Annotated in this window: 30 protein-coding genes and 1 pseudogene; 7 read left to right on the forward strand and 24 right to left on the reverse strand. The window is 43.5% G+C overall.

Going from position 1 to position 23,181, the window contains the following annotated elements:
- Window position 1: 1 nt before the first annotated feature.
- The 7 genes from LYZ37_RS19060 to LYZ37_RS19090 all read right to left on the reverse strand — a co-directional run bounded on the left by LYZ37_RS19060 (window position 2) and on the right by LYZ37_RS19090 (window position 4,047).
- On the reverse strand, window positions 2–346 hold the full coding sequence (locus tag LYZ37_RS19060; protein ID WP_272788369.1) for a hypothetical protein: 345 nt from the start codon (window positions 344–346) through the stop codon (window positions 2–4).
- Between the two features lie 8 nt (window positions 347–354).
- A complete protein-coding gene (locus LYZ37_RS19065; protein ID WP_272788370.1) occupies window positions 355–1,674 on the reverse strand; it encodes a hypothetical protein in 1,320 nt (439 codons plus the stop codon).
- 116 nt (window positions 1,675–1,790) lie between these two features.
- Window positions 1,791–2,024, reverse strand: a complete 234-nt coding sequence (locus LYZ37_RS19070; protein ID WP_272788371.1) for a hypothetical protein — start codon at window positions 2,022–2,024, stop codon at window positions 1,791–1,793.
- A 10-nt stretch (window positions 2,025–2,034) separates the two neighbouring features.
- Complete coding sequence (locus LYZ37_RS19075) at window positions 2,035–2,271, reverse strand: transcriptional regulator (RefSeq protein WP_272788372.1); 237 nt, start codon at window positions 2,269–2,271, stop codon at window positions 2,035–2,037.
- A 3-nt stretch (window positions 2,272–2,274) separates the two neighbouring features.
- Entirely contained in the window at window positions 2,275–2,583 is a 309-nt protein-coding gene (locus LYZ37_RS19080) for a hypothetical protein (RefSeq protein WP_272788373.1), read from the reverse strand.
- Window positions 2,574–3,830 (reverse strand): replication initiation factor domain-containing protein, encoded by a 1,257-nt coding sequence (locus LYZ37_RS19085; protein WP_272788374.1) that lies wholly within the window; start codon window positions 3,828–3,830, stop codon window positions 2,574–2,576. Before LYZ37_RS19085 ends, LYZ37_RS19080 begins: the two co-directional genes overlap by 10 nt.
- Window positions 3,823–4,047 carry a hypothetical protein gene (locus tag LYZ37_RS19090; RefSeq protein WP_069666308.1) on the reverse strand — a complete coding sequence of 75 codons (225 nt, stop codon included), beginning with the start codon at window positions 4,045–4,047 and terminating at the stop codon, window positions 3,823–3,825. Before LYZ37_RS19090 ends, LYZ37_RS19085 begins: the two co-directional genes overlap by 8 nt.
- A gap of 123 nt (window positions 4,048–4,170) precedes the next feature.
- Here LYZ37_RS19090 and LYZ37_RS19095 point away from each other — a divergent pair.
- Both LYZ37_RS19095 and LYZ37_RS24330 read left to right on the forward strand, forming a co-directional pair.
- A pseudogene (locus LYZ37_RS19095) lies at window positions 4,171–4,527 on the forward strand (DUF3693 domain-containing protein); the annotation flags it as partial.
- A 226-nt stretch (window positions 4,528–4,753) separates the two neighbouring features.
- Window positions 4,754–4,966: a regulator gene (locus LYZ37_RS24330; RefSeq protein WP_336314500.1), complete on the forward strand. Its 213-nt coding sequence runs from the start codon at window positions 4,754–4,756 to the stop codon at window positions 4,964–4,966.
- 684 nt (window positions 4,967–5,650) lie between these two features.
- Here the strand turns inward: LYZ37_RS24330 and LYZ37_RS19105 are convergent.
- From LYZ37_RS19105 to LYZ37_RS19150, 10 genes are all read right to left on the reverse strand, one after another.
- Window positions 5,651–5,857 carry a hypothetical protein gene (locus LYZ37_RS19105; protein WP_272788376.1) on the reverse strand — a complete coding sequence of 69 codons (207 nt, stop codon included), beginning with the start codon at window positions 5,855–5,857 and terminating at the stop codon, window positions 5,651–5,653.
- Window positions 5,858–5,859: 2 nt separating this feature from the next.
- Entirely contained in the window at window positions 5,860–7,281 is a 1,422-nt protein-coding gene (locus LYZ37_RS19110; RefSeq protein ID WP_272787073.1) for a zonular occludens toxin domain-containing protein, read from the reverse strand.
- A 2-nt stretch (window positions 7,282–7,283) separates the two neighbouring features.
- Window positions 7,284–7,628, reverse strand: a complete 345-nt coding sequence (locus LYZ37_RS19115; RefSeq protein WP_272787074.1) for a DUF2523 family protein — start codon at window positions 7,626–7,628, stop codon at window positions 7,284–7,286.
- A gap of 8 nt (window positions 7,629–7,636) precedes the next feature.
- Window positions 7,637–8,974, reverse strand: a complete 1,338-nt coding sequence (locus LYZ37_RS19120; RefSeq protein ID WP_272787075.1) for a hypothetical protein — start codon at window positions 8,972–8,974, stop codon at window positions 7,637–7,639.
- Between the two features lie 183 nt (window positions 8,975–9,157).
- Window positions 9,158–9,388: a hypothetical protein gene (locus LYZ37_RS19125; protein WP_272787076.1), complete on the reverse strand. Its 231-nt coding sequence runs from the start codon at window positions 9,386–9,388 to the stop codon at window positions 9,158–9,160.
- Window positions 9,389–9,396: 8 nt separating this feature from the next.
- Window positions 9,397–9,630 (reverse strand): transcriptional regulator, encoded by a 234-nt coding sequence (locus LYZ37_RS19130; protein ID WP_272787077.1) that lies wholly within the window; start codon window positions 9,628–9,630, stop codon window positions 9,397–9,399.
- A gap of 3 nt (window positions 9,631–9,633) precedes the next feature.
- Window positions 9,634–9,942 (reverse strand): hypothetical protein, encoded by a 309-nt coding sequence (locus LYZ37_RS19135; protein WP_272787078.1) that lies wholly within the window; start codon window positions 9,940–9,942, stop codon window positions 9,634–9,636.
- A gap of 108 nt (window positions 9,943–10,050) precedes the next feature.
- A complete protein-coding gene (locus tag LYZ37_RS19140) occupies window positions 10,051–11,190 on the reverse strand; it encodes a replication initiation factor domain-containing protein (RefSeq protein ID WP_272787179.1) in 1,140 nt (379 codons plus the stop codon).
- Window positions 11,183–11,407 (reverse strand): hypothetical protein, encoded by a 225-nt coding sequence (locus tag LYZ37_RS19145; protein ID WP_195876950.1) that lies wholly within the window; start codon window positions 11,405–11,407, stop codon window positions 11,183–11,185. Before LYZ37_RS19145 ends, LYZ37_RS19140 begins: the two co-directional genes overlap by 8 nt.
- Window positions 11,404–11,964: a 3'-5' exonuclease gene (locus LYZ37_RS19150; protein ID WP_272787081.1), complete on the reverse strand. Its 561-nt coding sequence runs from the start codon at window positions 11,962–11,964 to the stop codon at window positions 11,404–11,406. Before LYZ37_RS19150 ends, LYZ37_RS19145 begins: the two co-directional genes overlap by 4 nt.
- Window positions 11,965–12,139: 175 nt before the next feature.
- Here LYZ37_RS19150 and LYZ37_RS19155 point away from each other — a divergent pair, with 175 nt between their 5' ends.
- Window positions 12,140–12,496 carry a DUF3693 domain-containing protein gene (locus tag LYZ37_RS19155; protein ID WP_272787180.1) on the forward strand — a complete coding sequence of 119 codons (357 nt, stop codon included), beginning with the start codon at window positions 12,140–12,142 and terminating at the stop codon, window positions 12,494–12,496.
- 153 nt (window positions 12,497–12,649) lie between these two features.
- Here LYZ37_RS19155 and yciH read toward each other — a convergent pair whose 3' ends face one another.
- Together yciH and LYZ37_RS19165 are read right to left on the reverse strand one after the other, a co-directional pair.
- Entirely contained in the window at window positions 12,650–12,961 is a 312-nt protein-coding gene (yciH, locus tag LYZ37_RS19160) for a stress response translation initiation inhibitor YciH (protein ID WP_004742716.1), read from the reverse strand.
- A gap of 6 nt (window positions 12,962–12,967) precedes the next feature.
- Window positions 12,968–13,345 (reverse strand): DUF3319 domain-containing protein, encoded by a 378-nt coding sequence (locus LYZ37_RS19165; protein WP_272787181.1) that lies wholly within the window; start codon window positions 13,343–13,345, stop codon window positions 12,968–12,970.
- Window positions 13,346–13,444: 99 nt separating this feature from the next.
- On the opposite strand from LYZ37_RS19165, the gene LYZ37_RS19170 reads away from it, so the two are divergent.
- Entirely contained in the window at window positions 13,445–14,401 is a 957-nt protein-coding gene (locus LYZ37_RS19170) for a tyrosine-type recombinase/integrase (protein WP_272787182.1), read from the forward strand.
- Here the strand turns inward: LYZ37_RS19170 and LYZ37_RS19175 are convergent.
- Complete coding sequence (locus LYZ37_RS19175; protein WP_272787183.1) at window positions 14,398–15,390, reverse strand: D-alanine--D-alanine ligase; 993 nt, start codon at window positions 15,388–15,390, stop codon at window positions 14,398–14,400. The genes LYZ37_RS19170 and LYZ37_RS19175 overlap by 4 nt on opposite strands.
- Window positions 15,391–15,545: 155 nt before the next feature.
- A complete protein-coding gene (locus tag LYZ37_RS19180; RefSeq protein WP_272787184.1) occupies window positions 15,546–16,121 on the reverse strand; it encodes an SPOR domain-containing protein in 576 nt (191 codons plus the stop codon).
- A gap of 218 nt (window positions 16,122–16,339) precedes the next feature.
- Here LYZ37_RS19180 and LYZ37_RS19185 point away from each other — a divergent pair, with 218 nt between their 5' ends.
- From LYZ37_RS19185 to arsB, 3 genes are all read left to right on the forward strand, one after another.
- A complete protein-coding gene (locus LYZ37_RS19185; protein ID WP_272787185.1) occupies window positions 16,340–19,021 on the forward strand; it encodes a bifunctional acetate--CoA ligase family protein/GNAT family N-acetyltransferase in 2,682 nt (893 codons plus the stop codon).
- 143 nt (window positions 19,022–19,164) lie between these two features.
- Window positions 19,165–19,506 (forward strand): ArsR/SmtB family transcription factor, encoded by a 342-nt coding sequence (locus LYZ37_RS19190; RefSeq protein ID WP_004742710.1) that lies wholly within the window; start codon window positions 19,165–19,167, stop codon window positions 19,504–19,506.
- 98 nt (window positions 19,507–19,604) lie between these two features.
- Entirely contained in the window at window positions 19,605–20,675 is a 1,071-nt protein-coding gene (arsB, locus tag LYZ37_RS19195; protein ID WP_272787186.1) for an ACR3 family arsenite efflux transporter, read from the forward strand.
- A 51-nt stretch (window positions 20,676–20,726) separates the two neighbouring features.
- Here arsB and LYZ37_RS19200 read toward each other — a convergent pair whose 3' ends face one another.
- The 3 genes from LYZ37_RS19200 to LYZ37_RS19210 form a co-directional block, all read right to left on the reverse strand.
- Window positions 20,727–21,596: an EAL domain-containing protein gene (locus LYZ37_RS19200; RefSeq protein WP_272787187.1), complete on the reverse strand. Its 870-nt coding sequence runs from the start codon at window positions 21,594–21,596 to the stop codon at window positions 20,727–20,729.
- A gap of 262 nt (window positions 21,597–21,858) precedes the next feature.
- A complete protein-coding gene (locus LYZ37_RS19205; protein ID WP_272787188.1) occupies window positions 21,859–22,254 on the reverse strand; it encodes a GFA family protein in 396 nt (131 codons plus the stop codon).
- 19 nt (window positions 22,255–22,273) lie between these two features.
- Window positions 22,274–23,131 (reverse strand): mechanosensitive ion channel family protein, encoded by an 858-nt coding sequence (locus LYZ37_RS19210; protein ID WP_272787189.1) that lies wholly within the window; start codon window positions 23,129–23,131, stop codon window positions 22,274–22,276.
- Between the last annotated feature and the right edge of the window lie 50 nt (window positions 23,132–23,181).

Here is a 23,181-nt window from a genome sequence, read left to right on the forward strand (position 1 = left end):
ATTACGACCCCATAATTCGAAGCACAAAAGCCGTAGCGAACGCATCGATAACAATACGTATCCCGTCGACAATCCCAATGGCATGACAAATCGCCCGTAGGTCTGGTGAGATTTGGTTAAACGCAGCATTGAGCACCGTGTACACCTCGTAATTTTGGAGGAGCATAGTCGCAACCTTATAAGCCATTTCCAGACCCCAGAGCTTAAACGTCAGATAGAACTTAGTGGCGAAGTACCAGAAGTAAGTCACGATGTTCATTAAGAACTCAGGAATACCCGTCACGAAGTGTTTAACGTCACTGCCCACACCTGAAAGAAACTCTAATACTTGATAGATGTAATCCATGATCCCCCCTATGAGTTGCGTCCAGAACTCAAGACGATGAAAGCCGCCATAAGTGTGGCGATAAAGATGATGACCCCTTTGATTAGGTCGAGATGTGGCGCGAGCGTATTTAGCAGGTTAAAACCAACTGAAATACGATGACCATGATGGTCTAAATCGAACTGTGTGCCCTTGTAGCTGCCGCTACTAAAGTTCATGGTGCCCATCTTAAGCGGCGATTGAGCGAGCTTAGTTTCGATGTCTTTTTCGAGTTGGGTAATCTCCGTTTTTAAACCCTCAACCCCATCTTTGAAAGGTGTTTTAAATTCAGGTTTAGCAGGCTTGGTAAACTTCTTACCGCTATCCTTAATCCCTTCCAACGTCTCACCAATCCAGTTAGACATCATTTCGTTTGAGCGCTGCAATCCAAAAATACGACCCGTTGTTAACCCTGTCATATCACTGATTTCTGAGAGGTGTTTGTTGGTTGTGGTTAAATCTGTGCCACCATTACCGCCACCACCTGAGCCGCTACCGTTGCCACTCCCTATACATGGGGTTTCTGTACCATTGGTCGGGTCGATAATTTTTCCTGTTTTGGTACAGTCACTAAGAATCTTTATCCCATCAATCAACTCTTTGAGCGTTTTCTCAGTCCAAGGGGTTTGTTTTCGTGTTGACATGACCGCGGTGAGATTAGAGACGCTACTCGTTAACATGCTCAGAGTAGAGCCTGTTTGAACCATATCCCGATGGATTTGGTCATGTTGCTTTTGGTCTTGTGTTAAACCTGCATAAGCGACGTTTTCTAAACGCTCCCAACCACGTTGAATCTGATTATTAATGGCGTTATGACCACCTTTGATTTGAGCTCCTAACGTGCCAAAGCCCACAACGCTGATATTAGGAATGGATGTGTGATTGTTGTCTGGAATCGGCGGCGGTTTGGGTTCAGGGTCAGGGTCTGGAACAGACGGAACAGTGCCACCGGAAAAGTCAGGACCACTGCACGTTGCCCCTGTATATTTCCATTTGCCTGTACACCTTGTACCTACAATCGTTGAACCATTTTCACCAAGTCCAACACATGCCTGGCTACCTGCAACGGACATAGCACAGCGATTTTCTAAACCATCGCCAACACATGCAGCCTTAGGGTCTTGCCCCCAAATGTAAGCATCCCATGACATAGTACGCGTGCCTGACTGAGCACTCAGGTATTCACAGACATTGCGGCATGTTCCATCCGGTTTAAATCCGAATTCACATTGTTGAGCATGGCTAGGAACAGAGAGCATCAGCGTCATTAACAGCAAAACGCCAAGCAGAAAATTGATAGCAAATCGCATAAGTGCACCTATAAAAAAAGGGGCTGATTTAGCCCCTTATCCTGATATGACGCCCGTATAGACCCCGTAGCAAAACACCAGTCCCATCACGGACGCCATACCAACAGAGACCACCATTACTTACGTCCTAGCCAAGAAACGACCATACCCAGACCGAAGCCCAGAGCCGCAAGACCGATGATGCCTGTTGTGGTCATCTCAACCAGTTTTTTACCGCCTGTGATAGCTGCTGTGATTGCCGTTTCATTAGCGGTAGCGTCAGCCAGTGCAGAGCCAGACATAGTAAGAAGCACACCCATTTGAGCGTAACGATTTTGAACAGTTTGTTTAGCAAAGTTGTAGAATTTCATAGTGTTACCTTTATTTTTTACCTAGATATTTAATGACGCGACCCAGAACGTGACCACCTATGAAGGTCAGTAGTAAGTGACCTAAAAAGAATTCGTACAGCGCAGGGTCAAATTGAAAGAAGGACAAGCTAACTTGCCCATTTTCGACCAGTTGAGCCGCTTCCACCTTGGTTAGTAAAAGGTAATCGCACGTTCCATCAGTGGACTTTGCGAGTAAACCGTGAGTGATAGCGACACAAACAGACACGGTTTAGCCTTTGACTGGCTTGATATCGACCACGATGTTTCGCGCAGGGTTCTGCGGGTCTGCATCCAAGTGCAGCTCACACATCATTGGGAATTGGTTTTCTAATTCTTTGAATGCCATCACCAGTGATGGATTTGGATTCATCGCGATTTGTTTCTTGTCCAGACCGACTGCCTGACATTCGCCTTTTTCAGACTTCCAACCTTCGTTAGTGGCTAGATAGTTCACTTGAGCGAAGTTATACGGACGGTCATCTTTTTTTGATAGACCTTGCGAGTGTTCACACCCGATGACGATTACGGTTAATGGCATGGTATTTCTCCAGTTTTTTCTAGATGTAAGTCCCGACCGACTGGAAAGTTAATCCGGTCGGGGATGTCGTTGAGTTCGAGTCCCTTAGTCAGGGTTTCGAGTATCTGTTTATCGTCGTCGTACAGTTGGCGCATGGCGTTGACCAATTTGCCGTACTGAACACGAGCGTGTTTAACCGCGTTTTCAAACGAGGTCATAAATTTGATTTTGGTGGTCGAGATAGCGATAGGCTCGACATCATCAATCAGAGAGGCAAGGGCAGGGTAAGAGCCTGCAAAGTACGGGTCAGGGTCGATTAACACCTCAAGAGGAATGACCCTGTAACGGTTGCCAATCTGAACTTCAAAACGGTTCCAGTTGGGATACTGTTCGCACTTCATCTGCGCGGCTTTATCGTAGGCGCGGAATACCTTGCCGTTCTCACGCGCACCAACATAAAAGGTATGACCTGCATCCGGTACAAAGCCGCATTTCTTGCGGTCTTGTGGTGACATACTTTGATAGCCACGAAATTCACCGGCACTAGGGGGCGTGCCACGAGTAATAAATTGACCATCAAGGTACTTATCTTTGATGTCTTCGATAGAAACGTTACCCTGTAAGTCATCAAGGGCAATATCCACACGCGTCAATTTGGCGCCAACCATTTGCTGTAGTGCTTTATAAAGCGCTTCCATGTTCACAGCCTCGCAGCCTTTACCGGAAAACGACACGTAATAACCGAAGTTCGCCGCACCCCAAGCGACTAATCCAGCTTGAGTGCCATTGCACAGCAGTTTTGCCGAGTATCGATAACCAGAAAAACCACCGCGACGTTCAAGTGTCCATTCGTTTTGCTCGTAGCTGATTTCGTCTGCTAACACCTCTAGAAACGATTCGATTTCGCCATGACAAAGGGTGTCCAACATATCGATGCCGATATTGCTAATAAGACGTTGATAACATTCATTAAAGGACACATCGGTATCAATGCGCACATCGGCATTGATGAGCTCCTTATCCAGAGCCGCAAAGTACAAATCCTTATTAGCAAAGTCTTCAGACTCAATACAGCCAAGCACTTGAGCAAGGTTTTCCCCAAAGTGAGCAATCTTGGTTTGTTCACGTTGAGCAATCGCAACCACATTTTGAGATTCAAACTCATTGATTTGCTCTAAAGCAAAGCGTTGTTTCGCCATGTCTTTACAGCGCTCAAGCAGTAAAGGCGAACCGGAGAAGCTCACGTAGTCAATGACAGTCTTATTCATCGTGAAATACTCGGTCAAAAGCGCCATTGGCACGCAGTTCAGATTCGTTTTCGTGAGTAATTTCAATCAGTTCACGGTCGGACTCACACGCATAGAGGTACATTTCGTGTTTGGTTTTGAAGTATTCAGGCATGCCATCAATCGAACACCAGAAGCCATCCGAGTGGTGTTCAAAGTACACAGGATTTTTGCGAGTGGGTTTCGAAGCGAAGCTCATGGAATTCTCCAAACGGGCTAATTGAATTACGATTTTTCGTAAGTCTAATTACGGAAAATCGTAACTGCAAGATACGAAAATTCGTAACTAATGAGCTAGAATCGAGTTAAAGGAGGAATTGCCATGTACCAAAGTCAGTTATTAGATGCCTATAAAAAGGCTCAAAACTACTTACAAGACAAACAAATAGCGCATGACCTGAATGTTAAGGCATCTAGGATTAGTGAAATGCGCAAAGGTCGTCGCTATATATCTGATGCAGAAGCAGTTTTTCTTGCTGAGAATGCAGGAATAGACCCAGAGCTTGCATTACTAGGTTGTCACGCTGACCGCAACGATAATCCCGACATCAAAGCGATGTGGGAAAGCATTGCAAAAAAGTTTAACGGGCGCGGTTTACAAGGAATATCAATGGCTTGTGGTGGCTTGGTGATGTGGATTGGCAGCCCTAGCGAAGCTATTGCTAAGTACGCATTATGCGACTTTATGTTGAATGAGGTTTCATATCAATTACATATAGAATCCTTTGATCATAAGGATTTGTATGATGCATTATCGAAAAATGAGAAAGAATTACATTTTTCGTGAATTTGAGTGCGGCTTAAGTGTAGAAGAAGTCGCACAACTTTGTTTTAAAAGTGTGAGTACTGTCAAAAGTTGGGATAATGGCAGCCCTATCCCAAAAGAGTGCAAAAGGCTTATGAGAATGCACAAAAGACTAGAGCTATCTCATGCTGAAGAATGGAAAGGTTTCATGATGCATAGAAACTATCTAGAGCTTCCAACTGGGCAACACATTACCCCACAACAGCTTCTTGCAGGGATAGGGTTGCTTGAGATTAATTCAGAATTGGAAGTGCTAACGTCGACTCGTCTGCTTAAACTAGCCAGAGCATTGAGCAAATTAAAAAGGATTTAAAACAATAATAGAATATACTAATTAGTAACTTATCGACATCAATCGAGGTCAGTTTTGCTTATATTCGACATTCTGCTTTTACTAGTCCCTTTAGTAATTCTGTTTTCTTACAAAAGACTAAATAATCGAAACGGCATTAGCATAATGCTGCATATCTACAAGTTATCATTTGCATTTGTTGTTTTGGAAATTGCATATTCATGGTCAGTTAATATCGGCATAACGGAACCACTATTTGATGTTGGAGATTCATTAATCATCGGCAGTGAGATGATAAACACAGCCTTTAGCACTTTCCTCGTATTTTTCTATGTTACGGCTTTGACATATATAGAAATCACAAAAGAATAGTTTCGTAGGAGTTAGACTTTCACCCCGTATTACTATACGGGGTCGACTCGCTGACGCTCAAACACTGGCGCACTACGTTTGCAGAACGTAGAGAAAGGGGAATCAATCTCGACACTCGATTGATTTGCTTTGAGCAATAGGAACGCCCACACTGCTATGCTCGCTGCTCAGTCTTCGCGACTGCGCATAGCGTGTGTGGCTATTTATGTGGGTTGCAGGGGCGTTAAGCCCCTTTGTTGTGACAGGTCTCTGCGAGGGATATTCTGGCAAGAAGGAGGGGTGTTTTTATCTCAAGCGTCAGCGAAGGCTGACCGCGCCAGTTGATAGAGCATTCTAATTTGAGTCGGTCGAGTGGCTTGGTGCTTCGTCATCGCTTCGCAATTCCTTATCCCTGCGGGGCTTTAGCTTGCCGACTGCCTTAGACAACATCCAAGAAATCGAGTCATACATTGCCAAACCAACAAAAACACCGATAAACACATAAAACAATATCGCTTGATTGAATGCCTCGATAAACACCATTAACTGTTCATTTGTCATATTTACGCTTCCTTATCATTATCTGTTAGTTTGAATATATCGATTTGCTCAAGGTCATCAGCTCGTTCTGACAGCGCCTCATCACTTGATGCAGTCACTTGTTGAATCGGTGGACACGTCAGCATACGTAATGTGTTTTCTAACTCCACTTGGATTAAGCAATCGTCGATAACCTCAAACTGATAACCATAACGTCTTAACACCGTAGAACTGATGTAATAACTGCCTTCTTGTTTATCAATACGGAATCGATAATCAAAGGAGGTGAACTCATCATGGTCACGCACCTTAAGAACACTGGTCAGGTACACTGACTCCGCATTGTTGAATACCGGAAAGTACTGATAAAACGGGTTCACACTATCAATAACAACTTCAAAATTACTTTGAGCACTACCATTGCCAGAAGCCACGCTAACACTACTTTTCGTATTGCCTTGGTTTTCATCCACAGATACGCGAGAGCCATTCTCACCGCTCGATGAACTGGCGCTAACTTCCTCACTAACTGCTTCAGTCGTATCATCAGAATTGCTGCTATATAACGCATACGCTTCCCTTACAAAATTACCTAGAGCCAACAGGCCAATAACAACCACCGCGATAAACTTAGGTGATTTTAAGATCGTGATATCTGCTTTTGATTCGTTGAATCCACCTGTACCCGTCGATTGATAAAGAGCAAATACATCAACAGGAATCTTTTTATTCGTACAAGCTGCTAAGTCCTGTTTCGTACTAGGAGCCGTCTTGGTTGATTTGGGGCGGTGGTTGTAGATACGTGGGCGACGCTTACGGAAAAACGTATCGGTCGAGGTGTGAGAAAATGCATCGGTCGCACAGCCTTGCATCCACTTGGGTATCGAGGTGTAATCCGGTGTCAGTAGAATGACATCCCATTGATATTTACGGTGACGCATAAACGCCCCGTAGAAATTATCGGGATACAATAAGCGCCCCTGGTCATCGAGTTGCGTCTCGCCAGTATCATCCGTATCACCTTCATCCAGATTGGACGTATCTGCCATTGTCCAACGTTCGTAAAACAAATCAGCATGACCATCTGGAAGATGCTCTAAAAAATCCTCTAAGGGACGTTTTAACGACTTCTCACGTTTAAAGCCCACTTCAGGCGCAAAGATATCCTGACATTCATCTATCACAACCAGAGAGTTAACAGGCATCCAGTTAAACCAGTTTTGCCAAAGTTCAATGCCTTGCATCTTACGACTGAATATCCGGATAAGCCGCGCACTGACAGGAAACTTTTCACCGAGAATTCTCTCAAGAGATTCAAGAGGTTTAAGCCCCTCAATATTCGTGACCACTACACGACCAGCACGAAGAGCTGGCACAATCTCAAACCAAACCACATAGGCGGATTTATACGCCCCGTTAGAGCCATGTCGAAAATAAACTGCCATGATTACCACCCCATAACACGAAGCACGAACGCCGTAGCAGCCGCATCGATAATGATGCGAATTGCATCGACAATGCCAATGGCATAACACACATGACGCAAATCTGGAGACAGTTGATTAAACGCCCCATTAAGCACCGTATACACTTCGTAATCTTTGAGCAGCATCGTTGCCACTTTGAACGCAAGCTTAATCATTGATAGCTCAAGATAAAGATAGAGCTTAATCAACCACAACCAAGCGTAAGCAAAAACATTCATGATCATGTCAGGAATAGAAAACAAGAAGTGCTTAACATCACTCCCTATACCTGCTAAGAACTCAATCACTGTATAGATATAATCCATCGTTCCCCCTAAGACACGCGACCAGAACTAAGCACAATTAGCGCACCAATCAAAGTAGCCACCAAAATAATCACACCCCGTATCAAATCGATATGAGGACCTATTTTTTCCATCAGACTAAAATCAACAGACACATTGCGACCGTGATTATCCAGAACAAAATGCGACCCTTTGTAAGAGCCATTATTGAAGTGCATTTCACCCATGTTGAAAGGTGATTTAGATAGGCGAGTTTCGATATCTGACTCGATATCTTTAATATCCTTTTCGAGCCCTGACAGCCCATCTTTAAGCTTATCGGTTAACTCAGGCGCTTCCGGTTCCTTGAACGTTTTACCACTCGTTTTAAGAGATTCGATCGCATTCTTAATGGCATTCAATCTGCTAATCTCCTTTGCTGAATTGCCATCAATATTATTACCGAGACCATTAACAGCATTCGTTACCTTGCCCACTGAGTTATCAATATTTTTAAGCGAGGTTTCGCTTTTTTTAGACGCATCATCGACCGACTTTTTCAGTTTGTCGGACTTATCCTCGTTTGACTTTTTGATGTCATCTAACTTGCCGCTCAAGGTATCCAATCGAGTGTTTGAATCGGTCTTCATCCCATCAATCGCTGCAACAACATCTTCGTTACCACTAGGTTTATCAGGGTCAGGGTCAGGGTCTGGTTTTGGGTCAGGGTCAGGGTCTGGTTTACCACCCCCAGTTTCATCACATTGCCAAGTTACATCACTACGAGATTTACAACTGTAAGAGAATTTTCCGCGCTTATTGGTACAAAGAATCATCTTATTGCGTTTGAGCTGATTAAACTCATCTGAAGTACAATAATCTTCACACACACCAAGTGCATTAGGCTTAGAACCATCATTACAAATACAGTTACCTTCTAAGTCTTTTTTCTGACCGACAGGACAAGTGTTACCGTCACCACCGCCGGAACCATCACCACCGCCGGAACCGTCACCACCGCCGGAACCGTCACCACCACCGGAACCATCACCACCACCGGAACCATCACCACCACCGGAACCATCACCGTCTCCACTGTCAGGGTCAACCGCTTTACACTTACCTGTTACAAGATCCATTTGTTGACCTTCAGGGCATGAAGCAAGAACTGTTAGGCCGACTTTACTTTCAAAGTTTTTAAGAAAGACTTTACACTCAGAATCACCCCAACGAGTTCTGAAGTAGGTAAAGCTATCTGGCGTTGTTCCCTTCAAACTATACGTATAGTAATAACCGGAAGACATAGAACAGCCAGAAGGAAACTTACTTAACCATGCTTGTGCTGCTTTCTCAGAATTGGCATGTACAGACGAGTCAAAATTATTCATAACAAAAGCATGAGACGAAAAAGCGAATAGAAACGATGCAAGAAAAAGGAAACGAAAGATATTCATCTAATCAGACCTATAAAAAAGGAGGCCGAAGCCCCCTCTAACCTGATATCACGCCCGTATAAACCCCATAACAAAAGCACAAGGCCATGACGGACGCTAACCCAACAGAGACAAGCATTAGCGTTTAGCTAACCAAGTCACCACCATGCCAACACCAAAGCCAAGGGCAGCAAGCGCAATAACGCCAGAAGTGGTGGTTTGAACCAATGCTTTACCTGCATTGATTGCTGATGTGATAGCCGTTGAGTTGTCGTCAGCCGCCATTGCAGAGCTAGACAGAGTCAGAGCAACACCTGCTTGAGCGTAACGATTTTGAGCGACTTTTTTTACAATGTTCATGTATTTCATACTGTTACCTATTTTTTTCCGAGATATTTAATAACGCGGCCAAGTACATGACCGACGATGAACGTAACCAGAAACTGACCTAACAGCAGTTGGTACAGAGACTGGTCAAACTGAAACAATGAATAATCAAACTGACTATTCACCAGTTGAGTCACCTCGTCCTTAGAGAGCACCATCAATTCACAATCATTGACCGTAGATTGAGTGATAACCCCTTTGACGATTGCGACACAAATAGACATGGATTAGCCTTTGATTGGCTTGATATCGACTACGATGTTTCGCGCAGGATTCTGCGGGTCTGCATCCAAGTGCAGCTCACACATCATTGGGAATTGGCTTTCCAATTCTTTGAATGCCATAACCAGTGATGGATTTGGATTCATGGCGATTTGTTTCTTGTCCAGACCGACTGCCTGACATTCGCCTTTTTCAGACCTCCAACCTTCGTTAGTGGCTAGATAGTTCACTTGAGCGAAGTTGTATGGACGGTCATCTTTTTTTGATAGACCTTGCGAGTGTTCACACCCGATGACGATTACGGTTAATGGCATGGTATTTCTCCAGTTTTTTCTAGATGTAAGTCCCGACCGACTGGAAAGTTAATCCGGTCGGGGATGTCGTTGAGTTCGAGTCCCTTCGTCAGGGTTTCGAGTATCTGTTTATCGTCGTCGATACAGTTGGCGCATGGCGTTGACCAATTTGCCGTACTGGACGCGAGCGTGTTTAACCGCGTTTTCAAACGAGGTCATAAATTTGATTTTGGTGGTCGAGATAGCGATAGGCTCGACATCATCAATCAGAGAGGCAAGGGCAGGGTACGAACCTGCAAAGTACGGGTCAGGGTCAACCAGAATATCTAAAGGTATGACTCGATAGCGATTGCCAATCTGAACTTCGAAGCGGTTCCAGTTGGGATACTGTTCGCATTTCATTTGCGCGGCTTTATCATAGGCGCGGAACACTTTGCCGTTCTCACGCGCACCGACATAAAAGGTATGACCTGCATCCGGTACAAAGCCGCATTTCTTACGGTCTTGTGGTGACATACTTTGATAGCCACGAAATTCTCCGGCACTAGGGGGCGTGCCACGAGTAATAAATTGACCATCAAGGTACTTATCTTTGATGTCTTCGATAGAAACGTTACCCTGTAAGTCATCAAGGGCAATATCCACCCGAGTCAGTTTTGCACCAACCATTTGCTTTAGTGCCTTGTGCAGGGCTTCCATGTTAATGGCTTCGCAGCCTTTACCAGAAAACGACACGTAGTAACCGAAGTTAGCTGCACCCCAAGCGACTAATCCAGCTTGTGTGCCATTGCAAAGAAGCTTTGCAGAATAACGGTATCCTGAAAAACCACCTCGACGTTCAAGTGTCCATTCGTTTTGCTCGTAGCTGATTTCGTCAGCCAACACCTCTAGAAACGATTCGATTTCGCCATGACAAAGCGTGTCCAGCATATCGATGCCGATATTGCTAATAAGACGTTGATAACATTCGTTAAAAGACACATCGGTATCTATGCGTACATCCGCATTGATAAGCTCCTTATCCAGAGCCGCAAAGTACAAATCCTTATTAGCAAAGTCCTCAGACTCGATACAGCCAAGCACCTGAGCAAGGTTTTCCCCAAAATGAGCAATCTTGGTTTTCTCACGTTGAGCAATAGCGACGACGTTTTGAGACTCAAACTCATTGATTTGCTCTAGTGCAAAGCGTTGTTTCGCCATGTCTTTACAGCGCTCAAGTAGGAGAGGTGAGCCAGAAAAACTCACGTAGTCAATCACGGTCTTATTCATCGTGAAACACTCGCTCAAAAGCACCATTGGCGCGTAGTTCAGATTCGTTTTCGTGCGTAATTTCAATCAGTTCACGGTCTGACTCACACGCATAGAGATACATTTCATGTTTGGTTTTGAAGTATTCCGGTAGACCGTCAATCGAGCACCAGTAACCATCGGCATGGTGCTCAAAGTAGACAGGGTTTTTGCGGTCAGGCTTGTTTGAAAAGCTCATTGGTTCGCCTCAATCTGCTTGTTCACTACAGTGATAAGGCGACGAGTCATTTCGCAATCACCCAACGCACGGTGTGCCACTAATCCCGCGGTTTCAATACCTTGTTGCTGACAGGCATTGACCAATGATTGCCATTTGTAGTTACCGTGATAATCATTCCAATCACCAAAGAACTCGGCGTACCATTCCATTGCACATTGACCCTTTATCATGTGCGAGAGATTCAATAGCGGATAATCAAAATCAGAGAGAGATTGAGCGATTAAGCGGTAGTCATAATCAAAGTTGTAGATGATAACTTCACGGTCAAAAAGAAAGGATTTGATGTCATTCCAGACAGTATCGAAGGTTGGCTTATCAGCTACATCAGCATGACCAATACCGTGAACTTGATATGCTTCGTTTGGAATTTCACACAGTGGGTTAACCAATTGATTAACCAATACGTCGCCCGTAGATGCACAAATAATCGAGATTTCAACAATACGCGCATTAGAATCCAGACCCGTCGTCTCAGTATCTAGAATCACAGCGTTATCCAATTTAATCATTTTCATCACAACCCCCTAAAGTTGTCCGAGCGACCGCCCCAGAAGCTTAGGGAGCGACCGAAGCGGTCTAGTACACGAATTTGTGGACATTAAAGCCACTTTTTTGTGGACTGTAAAGCCACTAAAATGTGGACTTATAAGCTAAACTCACATCATTAATGTCATCAAAGGAAGTTCAAAAATGTATATAAACGAACTGCTAGACACGTACAAAGAGAAGAAAAGATATATACAAGATAAGCAAATCGCCCATGATTTAGGGATAAGCCGCCAAAAGATGTCAGCAATAAGAAAAGGCGAACGCTATCTAACTGAAAATGAAGCGCTTTTTATAGCTGAACAAATCGGCATGGATAAAGAAATGGTATTAGTGTATTTAGCCGCAGATAAAGCAAAAACCTACGAGGCGCAAACACTATGGAATAGCATTGCAAAAAAGTTTAACGGGCTAGGTTTATCAAGTATTTCAATGATTTGCGGAACTTTAGTTTTAACTAAATTAGAAGCTGCTAAGTTCGCATTATGTACGTTATGTTAAATAATGTTTGGTATTAAGAAAGGACAGCTGTTGTCCTTTCTTCTCTACTCTATCGTTTTCTAGTTTAAGCTGTGAAATTCAACATAACTAGATTTACCATAAAATACCTAATAATCAGTTCGATAATCAGAGATTAACTCACTGTTTATTGGTTTAGCCGCCAGCGAGTTTTACTGTGTGGCCTTTCTTTTCAAGGTGCGCTTTGATCTTGTCACGTGCATCACCTTGAATTTCAATTGTGCCGTCTTTGACTGAGCCACCGCAGCCACAAACTTTTTTAAGTTCTGCGGCTAATAGTTTAAGTGGCGCATCATCTAAATCGAGCCCAGTAACGATAGAAACGCCTTTACCTTTGCGTCCTTTAGTTTGGCGTTGAATACGTACAATGCCATCGCCTTTTTCGCGTTGAGGCTTTTCTTCTTCAGGTTTGATGCGACCTACGTCAGTGCTATATACAAGAGTCATACAGTTTTACTTCTTCTGTTGCTGTTCAGCTTTTTGCTTAGCGACCAAGTATGCCTCTATGTGCTTCTGAATAGCAAGCTTTCCGCCTTTGATTAGCCTGCCATTAAAGAAGCAGTACCAAGTGTTGGCTTCTCCTGTGTCATTTTTGATGGTGAAGCCATGAAAATTCTCTTGTGCGGGTTGTCCATCCGCTTTCTTTTTGTTTGCCAGAGAGTTGAATTCTTTAGGATCAATGATTGTTGCCGTATCACAAAACCAATCGATGCTCTTCTTCACGGCTGCCATACTTCCTGACAACACGTGTTGTTTGATTTGTACTTGCCAAACTTCAGTCGAATTTCCAGCAGATTTGAGGGTGAAACCTCGGTAAGTTGCAGCAGCCATAGTCATTATTATCTTTGTATTCTGATAGTTTAATAATAATTGTAAATCTCTCATTATCAAGTATATTTATCATACGTTTCGTGGTTATGGTGCGTTAAAATGCGGAAAAATGTTCGCGTCGTCACATGTGAAGATGAGAGAAAACAATTCGTTAATAAGTTATTAAACAATATAACTATCGAAGAGGTAAATGAATTATTGAACGGTGAGTACGCCCGCAATTCTCTATTAGCTATGCGCAAAGATTGGAATCTATTTAACGAATTTTGTTCGCAAAAAGGTGTGAATTCCCTACCCGCAGCATCCACCGCAGTACGTTTGTTCTTAGAGAAAGAGTCTAAGCAAAGGAAGTATTCAACCATTAAACGCTACAGTGTAACATTGGGTTTGTTCCACAAAACGTTAAACTTACCAGACCCTACGTCTAACATTTCCGTTCGAAACTTACTTGCGTTACTGAGAATTGATAAAAAATCCGACGCGAAATCAACGACTTCTTTCAATAGACAGCATTTGGAATCGCTAACAAATCTACTTACGCCTTCTAAGCATGTCAGAGATGTTAGAAACCTAGCGATATATCATCTTATGTTCGAGTGCATGCTTAAACGTTCCGAACTACGAGATCTAGAATTTAAAAGCGTTTGTTTTAATGACACCGTTGTTAGTGTTTTGATAGGCAACGAAGAGTATCGTTTATCAGACGAAGCCTGTGAGATTTTAAATCGATGGTTGATTGTACGCGGTGTTCATAATGGTGCGCTCTTTAACGCAATAGACAAACACGGCAATATAAGTGATGAGGCGCTTAACGATTCGTCAATTTATCGTATTTTGCGCTCGGCCAGCGATAAGCTGAAGCTAGATGTTAAGTTCTCTGGGCTATCATTGCGAGTAGGTGCGGCAAATGAGCTCGCTTCTCAAGGTATGAAAGTCAAAGATATTCAACGCTTTGGGAGGTGGAAAAGTGCTGCTATGCCCTATCAATATATAGGGAATCAATCTCAAGCAGCACTTGAACGCATGGTTTATAAAAGCTTTAAACCGTGGGATTAGAGCGAAGTTTTAACACAGTTTGCCAAGAAGTCGGCAAACGAGTGTCCATTATGCTCTAGCATTTTCGGGAACATCGATATTGGAGTCATTCCTGGGAAGGTGTTAACTTCATTTAGGTAAATTTTCCCATCAGGTGTTAAGAAGAAGTCGATGCGAGATAGATGACGTAAGCGCATCTGAGTAAATACTTTTTCTGAACTTTGACGGATGACTTCAAGCTGCTTTTGGCTGAGATCTGATGCCTCTACCTTGGTTACTGAATGGCTCGAAGTACTGTACTTTTCTTCGTAGCTATAGAAAGCGTCTTCTGGTGCGATGATTTCACCAGGCTTAGATATGTGAAGTTTACCTTCGTACTCATACGCCGCCACTTCAAGCTCTCTCGGTTTCACAGCTTGTTCGACCAATACTTGATCTGAATAACCGAATGCATCATCAAGTGCTTTCTGTAGTTGCGAAATATCTGTTACCTTGTAACAACCTACAGAAGAACCCTGTCTAGCCGCTTTGACGAACACAGAGCCCCACTCTTTAAACGCAGTTTCACTACGCACGTAGGCATCTTGATTGTTCTCAGACAAGAAAATGTAAGGAGTATTAGGGATGCCTAGTGCGTCATACCAAAGCTTAGAGGTAATTTTGTTAAAGCTATTAGTGCTCGCCTCTGGGCCGCAACCTAAATAAGGAATACCTGATAGCTCTAGCATAGATTGGATATCACCCGTTTCACCTGGGAATCCATGAATACATGGAATTACAAAATCTAATTTGGTTGAACTTGAATCCGTATTTATTGTGCCCGCATTGGTATCAAGATAAGCAAGCTCACCGTCATTGGTGAACCAACCATCTGCTTTCATTTCAATGCGAACAACATTAAAGCCTTGAGTTGATTCTAATTGAGACTGCAAGAAATCGGCGGAAACAAGTGAGACTTCATGTTCTGAAGAACCACCACCGCAAAGGAGAAGAATAGTCGTATTTGTCATTAAAAATCTTTCCGTGTGACAACAGGGAGAATCTCAGACCATGATAATAAAAACCGCTATGAGTTACACGGTTTTACCAGACAAAAATCCGTTTTGTCGGCTGAGTGAAGAAAATATAGGCAATAAAAAAGGGGCTGATGCCCCTTCTCTTTCAATTAGTTTAGCTTGTTAAGCGTTGGGTATTGTGAGTTCTTAATGTCATCAATACTTTTAACGAACGGCTTAAGCGTGCGGAATTCTGCAGGTAGTTCTGAAATCGCTGCTTTTGCTTCTGTACGTGTCGCGTAGTCACCGTAAAGAATCGTATACCATTTAGTACCGTTCACAACTTTATAGTTTTCCCAAACTGGCTGGTTGTCTTCGCGAGGTAGTTTACGCGCAAAGTGATCCACTTTAGTTTGTGAACCTACTGCCACTACCTGAATGGTGAAGCCGTAACGTGGGTTCATCGCCTGCTGTTTGGCAGTCGGCGGAATAATAGCAACAGCCGGTTTAGGCTTAGCTTGCATCTTCACGGTTTGGCTCTGCTGAGCAGGTGCGGTATTCACGACCTTAGCAACGTTATCTTCAGAGATGCCGTTAGTCATTCCTTGCTGAGTTACGACAGGTTGCTCAACCTTTGCCGTTTTGTAATCCTCACGATAGCTTTCTGAGCTCACGTCTGTCACATAATCGCTCGAAACACATGCAGAAAGCACCACTGATAAGCCAACTATTGCTATTTTTTTCATGAATTATTCAAATGCCTTAACTAGAAATTACTGTAAATCATGCCGTTAGATAGACTTATAATCAACCCAACATTTTAATTATATATCAATACTCTGTGACACATGGCACAAACTTCGCTCGTACCTCAGTGATCTGATTAAAACAACATCAAAAATGCTAAGTATTAGAGTCCTTTGTTGGTTACGATTATACCTGTCGCCCCTTTAGGAGCCTTGCAATGAGCCACCTTACCCATCTGTTGAGACCACAATCCGTTGCTGTTATCGGCGCTTCTACCAAACCAATGCGTGCTGGCAATATCGTTATGAAGAACTTACTGCATGGTGGGTTTGAAGGCGCGATTATGCCCGTGACACCCAAATATTCTTCCGTGTGTGGTGTGCTCGCCTACTCTTCAATTGAGCAGCTGCCGATTGTGCCCGATGTCGCCATCTTGTGTACTCACGCGAAATACAACGAGAAGATATTCGAACAGTTAGCTGAAAAGAAAGTAAAAGCCGTGATTGTTCTATCGGCGGATATGCACTTTGCTAACGAACAAGGCGAAAGCATTCAAGACGCTTGCTTATCGGTTGCTAGAGATAATGGAATGCGAGTTCTTGGGCCTAATAGCTTAGGTTTGATTCTCCCTTGGGTAAACTTTAACGCTTCTTTCTCTCCCGTTACTGCCATCAAAGGCAAGATAGCTTTTATCTCTCAATCTGCGGCGATGTGTACTACGATTCTCGATTGGGCAAACGATAAAAACATTGGCTTTTCTGCCTTCGTATCGTTGGGAAATGCCCTTGATATCGACTTCGCTGACTTGCTAGATCACCTATGTACCGACTCTCACACAGAGGCGATCCTTCTTTATGTCGATACGATCAAAGATGCGCGTCGCTTTATGTCAGCAGCTCGGGCGGCGTCACGCAATCGACGTATTTTGGTTTTGAAAGGTGGGAAAACATCTGCAGGCAGAATTGCTGCAAGAGCACATACAGGTGGCGACGACACGTTAGATATTATCTATGACTCAGCCATCCGCCGAACAGGTATGCTCAGAGTAAACAATTCACATGAGCTTTTCGCCGCAGTAGAAACACTGACTCATTCGGTACCGCTCCGAGGAGAAAGACTAGCGATTATTACTAATGGTGGTGGCCCTGCGATTATGGCCGTCGACACTCTTCTCCAGCGTGGCGGTAAACTTGCCGATTTGTCAGACGAATCTATTGGAAAACTAAGTGAGATTTTACCTGCCAGTTGGAGCTACAATAACCCTATTGATATGGTCGGCGATGCGGACGAAAAACGCTACGTCAATACACTTAATGCTGTGATGGATGCTGATTGTGCCGACGCCATTCTTATCATGCATAGCCCATCAGCGGTGGCGCATTCAGAGCAAACGGCGAGTGCCATCGTTGAAGCGATTAAATCGCATCCTCGGCATAGGCGTTTCAATTTTTTAACCAACTGGTCTGGAGAATTAACCGCGAAACCCGCGCGAGATATTTTTACTCAAGCAGGTATCCCTACCTATCGAACACCAGAAAGTGCCGTGGTTGCCTTCATGCACTTGGTCGAGTACAGACGAAACCAAAAGCAACTGATGGAGACTCCAACGACTGCAGAACCTGTGCATATTGCAGAGCTCAACGAAGCCAAAAAATGGATTGAAACCAAACTACTGGATGTAAACACAGTGTCTTTAGATACGCACCAAATTGGTACCTTTTTACGCCACTTCAACTTTAAAGTGCTGCCAACTTGGATTGCATCAGACTCAAGTGAAGCCGTCCATGTTGCTGAGCAAATCGGTTATCCCGTGGCTGTTAAACTTCGTTCGCCTGATATTGCGCATAAATCCGATGTTCAAGGTGTCATGCTCAACTTACGTAATAGCAATGAAGTCGCCAGTGCTTCTGAGGCGATACTGGATCGAACCAAGCTCTCCTACCCGTCGGCTAATATTCACGGGCTGCTAGTCCAAGGGATGGCGAAGTTAGCAGGTGGCGAAGAGATTCGAATCAAAGTCAAAACAGACGAAACTTTTGGTCCTGTGATTCTTATTGGTCAAGGTGGTTCTGAATGGGATGAATCAATTGATGCAGCATCTGCGCTTCCACCATTAAATATGGCGTTAGCTCGTTATTTGATCGTACGCGCGATTAAGAGCGGTAAGATTCGCCCACAAAAATTACCGGAGCCTATGGACATTCATGGCTTGTCCGAGCTGCTTGTTCGGGTATCTCAAATGGTGGTTGATTGCCCTCAGGTATATGAGCTGGATATACATCCAGTACTGGCTAATGGTTCCGAATTTACCATTCTCGATGCAGATTTGATTCTTAAAAAATATGAGGGAGATGCGCAGCAACGTCTCGCTATACGCCCTTATCCGGTTGAATACGAGCAGCTCATCACGCTGAAAGATGGAGAAGAAGTATTGTTAAGGCCGATTCTCCCTGAAGATGAGCCACACCACGCCGACTTTATCCATAATGTATCTAAGGAAGACCTTTATAAACGATTCTTTACCGATGTCGGCGAGTTCAATCATGAGGCACTTGCCAACCTCACTCAGATAGATTACGACCGTGAGATGGCCTTTGTTGCCGTTAGCCAGAGTCGTGTGGGAAGCCCAATTATTGGTGTATCGAGAGCGCTGATTAACCCAGACAACACCGATGCCGAGTTTGCGATTCTTATTCGGTCTGATCTTAAAGGTAACGGTTTAGGTAAGGTGCTAATGAAGAAGATCATCGAGTATTGTCAGCATAAAGGAACTAAGCAGATGTCAGGTATGACGATGCCAACTAACCGCGGTATGCTCATGCTGGCTCAAGGGCTCGGATTTAAATTAGATGTGCAGTTTGAAGATGGAACTGCAGATATGGTACTCCCCCTCAACTAGCCTCGGTTGTTTATAATTGAGTCGCTCGCCTTGGGCGACTTGAGCTTTTCGTTCAGAAACTCTTTGGTATTTATCTTGCGTGATGAAATTTGTCGGAGTATTATTAATCGTAATTCGACGATAGACTATGGAGTGAGTAGAAAATGTCTAATCCGTGCAGCAGCGCTAATACAAAAGCTTTCGAATCTTCAGAGCAAGATCTGGCGCTAGAACAGAAGTTCGCCACACAAGCGAAAGCTTTGTCTCACCCTGCTCGCGTACGTATCGTAAAAATTCTTTTGAATTTAGAGAAGTTAGGTGGTTGTTTAAACAGCGATTTAGTTTCAGAGCTAGGCTTGGCACAGTCTACCGTATCTGAGCATCTACGAATCCTTAAACAGGCAGGATTTATTAGCGCGGAATCAATACCACCTAAAGTCTGCTATCGCGTTGATAAAGCGGAAATTGAACAGTTTTCGAATCGTTACGCATCGATATTTAGTTAGTTGTTAGTTTAGCAAGTACATATACGGGAAGAGAGTATCTTCCCATTTTTTAACCTTTTTAAATCGTAATTCGACGATAAACGAAAGAGAGCGTTGCAATGAATCAACAAGTCGCAACAAACCGCACAGCAACATCGGCGGCAAACAATATGTCCTTTTTAGATCGTTACCTCACGGTATGGATTTTTGTCGCTATGGCAGTGGGTATTGCTATTGGCGTCGCTTTCCCTCAAGTGGCAGAGTGGAATGAATCTATGTCAGTAGGAAGTACAAATATCCCACTCGCTATTGGCTTGATCTTAATGATGTATCCGCCATTGGCGAAGGTTAACTATGGCTTGTTAGGTAAGGTTCGAAAAGACAAAAAGGCAATTCAGTTGTCTTTGTTTATGAACTGGATTGTTGGCCCTATCCTAATGTTTGTCCTTGCTCTGGTATTCCTAGGCGATAAACCAGGGTACATGGTCGGTATCATTCTTATTGGTTTAGCAAGGTGCATTGCAATGGTACTTGTTTGGAATGATATCGGTGGCGGAAACAAAGAGTACGGAGCAGCTCTGGTTGCGTTAAACAGCGCATTCCAAATCGTGACATACAGTTTTATGGCCTGGCTATTCATTACCGTTCTTCCACCGATACTTGGCTACCAAGGGTTTGATGTCGATATCTCGATGATAGACATTGCTGAAAGCGTTTTGATCTATCTTGGTATACCGTTTTTAGCTGGTTTTCTCAGTCGTAAATGGTTAACTAAGTTAAAGGGAGAACAATGGTATAACGAGGTGTTTCTTCCACGTATCTCACCGATAACCTTGATCGCTTTGCTGGCTACTATTGTTCTGATGTTCAGTTTAAAAGGTGAAATGATTTTCGAACTGCCGATGGATGTGGTTCGAGTGGCGATTCCATTGGCGATCTACTTTATCGTTATGTTCTTTGTGAGCTTCTTTGTCGGTAAAAAAATGGGCATTGAATATGATAAGAATGCCTCTATTGCGTTCACCGCAACGGGTAACAACTTTGAGTTGGCGATTGCGGTGAGTATTGCGGTATTCGGTCTTAACTCCGACCAAGCCTTTGCAGGTGTGATTGGCCCACTGATTGAAGTTCCCGTTCTGATTGCACTTGTTAACGTAGCGCTAAGAATGAAGAACAAGTATTACGCTTAGTTTAGAATCTTGCCAAGACTAGTTTATCCAACGTCTAGTCTTGGCTTTACTTCATTTGCAGAACGTAAACTGTGAACACACTTGGTCGAACGGCATCGGCTTGTAAAAGTAGTAGCCTTGTATCGACTTTATCCCCAAGCTAGAGATGAACTCTAGTTCCTCGTTTGTTTCTACCCCTTCGACGGTAATCTCCGCACCAGAGAGTCTGACCAAATCAGTGGTAAGACGGAACATTTCTCGACCATTTTTATGACCAATGTTGGTCACTAATGAGCGGTCAATTTTAACCTTGTCATACTCGTAGTTAATTAGGTTTCCAATAGAGGAATACCCTGCCCCAAAGTCATCTAGTGCGATGCTTAATCCGGCACGCTTTAGTTGGGTGAACACTTTCCGCATCTGGTTTGCGTCTTGAATCAGTACATCTTCAGTGATCTCCAGTTCAACTTGGTGATACTGAAGGTTACTTTGGATAATCATCGAAAGAACGGTGTCTGCAAATCCTTTAATTAGGAAGGTTTGCGGCGAGACATTAATCGATATCTTAAATTCTGGATTCTGTGCTAAGGAAGAGACTTCCTGTAGTGCTCTTTTAATTACCCATGTATCAACTTCGGGTATTAGCCCCAACTTTGCAAAGCTTTGTAAAAATGTCGGTGGCGTAATTACCCCTGTCGACGCTTTATGTCTGATTAGAGCTTCGAGTGACGTTATGCAATTTCTCTCTATGTTCATTTGTGGTTGATAGTAGAGAATGAACTCGCCGGATTGTTGAAGCTGTTTAATATGCTGGTAGGCGCGTAGGTCTTCCCCCTGACGTAGCAAGACCCTACTTGCATTAAGTTTTGGGTGTAGTTTGTCGTGGAATAGCCTGTTAGTTTCTTTTGGGATAGCAAAAGGATAGATGACATTTTCGTTCATTAAGGAAATAAGCCAATTGGTTCAAATTACATGACGCTTATTGATGCGTATATGTTGCCTGAAACACAGCGATTCCTTAATGATGTGATTGTATCCTTTTGCTGTGTTTGATCCCTCAGTGATAGACCACTAAGCTCATATCGGCAATTGAGGGCACCATACTCCTTTCTTACACAAAGTTCTAATTAGAAAATTAACCGTGACGACAAACAATAAGTATCAAGAAGTATGGTGATTGATTTAGGTAATTGCCCTTCGGAACTTAACGGTCTGCAGGATGATTTACGCCATCATGCGTGACAATGTCACCTAAATCAAAAGGATTGACTCCTTCTAAACAGCCGACATTAAAGCCATATTCGTCAGGGAATGAGCGCCTTTGATGGTGGGTGTAAATCCCACAGTTCGAACAAAAGTAATGTTTAGCCGTGTTGGTATTAAATTGATACAGCTTAAGCTTATCTTCACCTTTGAGAACGCGAATACCATCTAACTTAACCGACGCGACAATAGCTCCCTTTCTTCGGCATATAGAGCAATCACAGCGGCGGGGCTTCTCAATTCCATTTGGTAGGCTCAGCTCCAATTCAACCGCACCGCAGTGGCAACTCGCCTTATGTTTGGATTGTATTGGTGTGTTCCCTACTTGCTTAATCATTTATCCTCCTGACATTGTCTTATACTTTTTCTAGTTCCTTTTCGTTTGAAAATCGCTCCTCATAGATTTGCATAAAGTCCGCACGAATTTCTTGTTCTAGATGTGTTGCCTTATCCGTTGGGCAGAACAGCATAAAGTGAACAATCTGTTCACCTGTGCTACCGCTAGTAATATGAATGTGAGGTTCTGCGCCCGGTAAATCGACACCTGCGTGCTTTTCAATCACCGTGTTGTAGCGCGTTGCCACTTCATGAAAGTAACTTGTGTGTCCATCGATCTTTTCTAGCATCGTCGGGATCAAAGGATAAAGATTAACAAATTCAGGTACAACGATAGAAAAATCGTGGTACACATAGCGCTTCATAAAGTTGAGGTTTTTTACTGGATAGGTAAAAAACATGCTGTTTGGCAACGTCGCCGTTTTACCCGTGTAATGATACTGGCCGTGATGCAAATCGATTTCTTGGATGACCGTTGCCATCATGTTGTGCTCGATGACTTCACCACAGATTTTCCCGACTTCAATCCAATCGCCAATACGGAATGAACGCGAGCTCGCACGTTGAATCGATCCTGTGAAACAAAGAATAATCTCTTTTGAAGCGACGACGATTGCAACAGCGATAGCAGTCACTGAAAGTGCAAATTCATTAATCTCTGATTGCCACAGAATGAACAGCAGAAGCACGGTAGTGATAAAGGTGCCATTCTTTGTTCGTGACATCCAACTGCGTTGTTCTTCTGACACAAATGCCACATCTCCACGAATCATGGAAAGCACCATTCGGCGAATAATTGAGATCAGAATAACGATTAACGCGGTGAAAACGAGTTTGTGAGTTAGAAGAAAATCGATTACGGCTTGTACTTTCTCCACGCTCTGCTCCTATTATTGAAAAGGGGCAAAAGCCCCTATGTTTAGTTTGT

Origin of the sequence: Vibrio tubiashii, assembly GCF_028551255.1 — a bacterium.
In the GTDB taxonomy this organism is placed as follows: Bacteria; Pseudomonadota; Gammaproteobacteria; order Enterobacterales; family Vibrionaceae; genus Vibrio; species Vibrio tubiashii_B.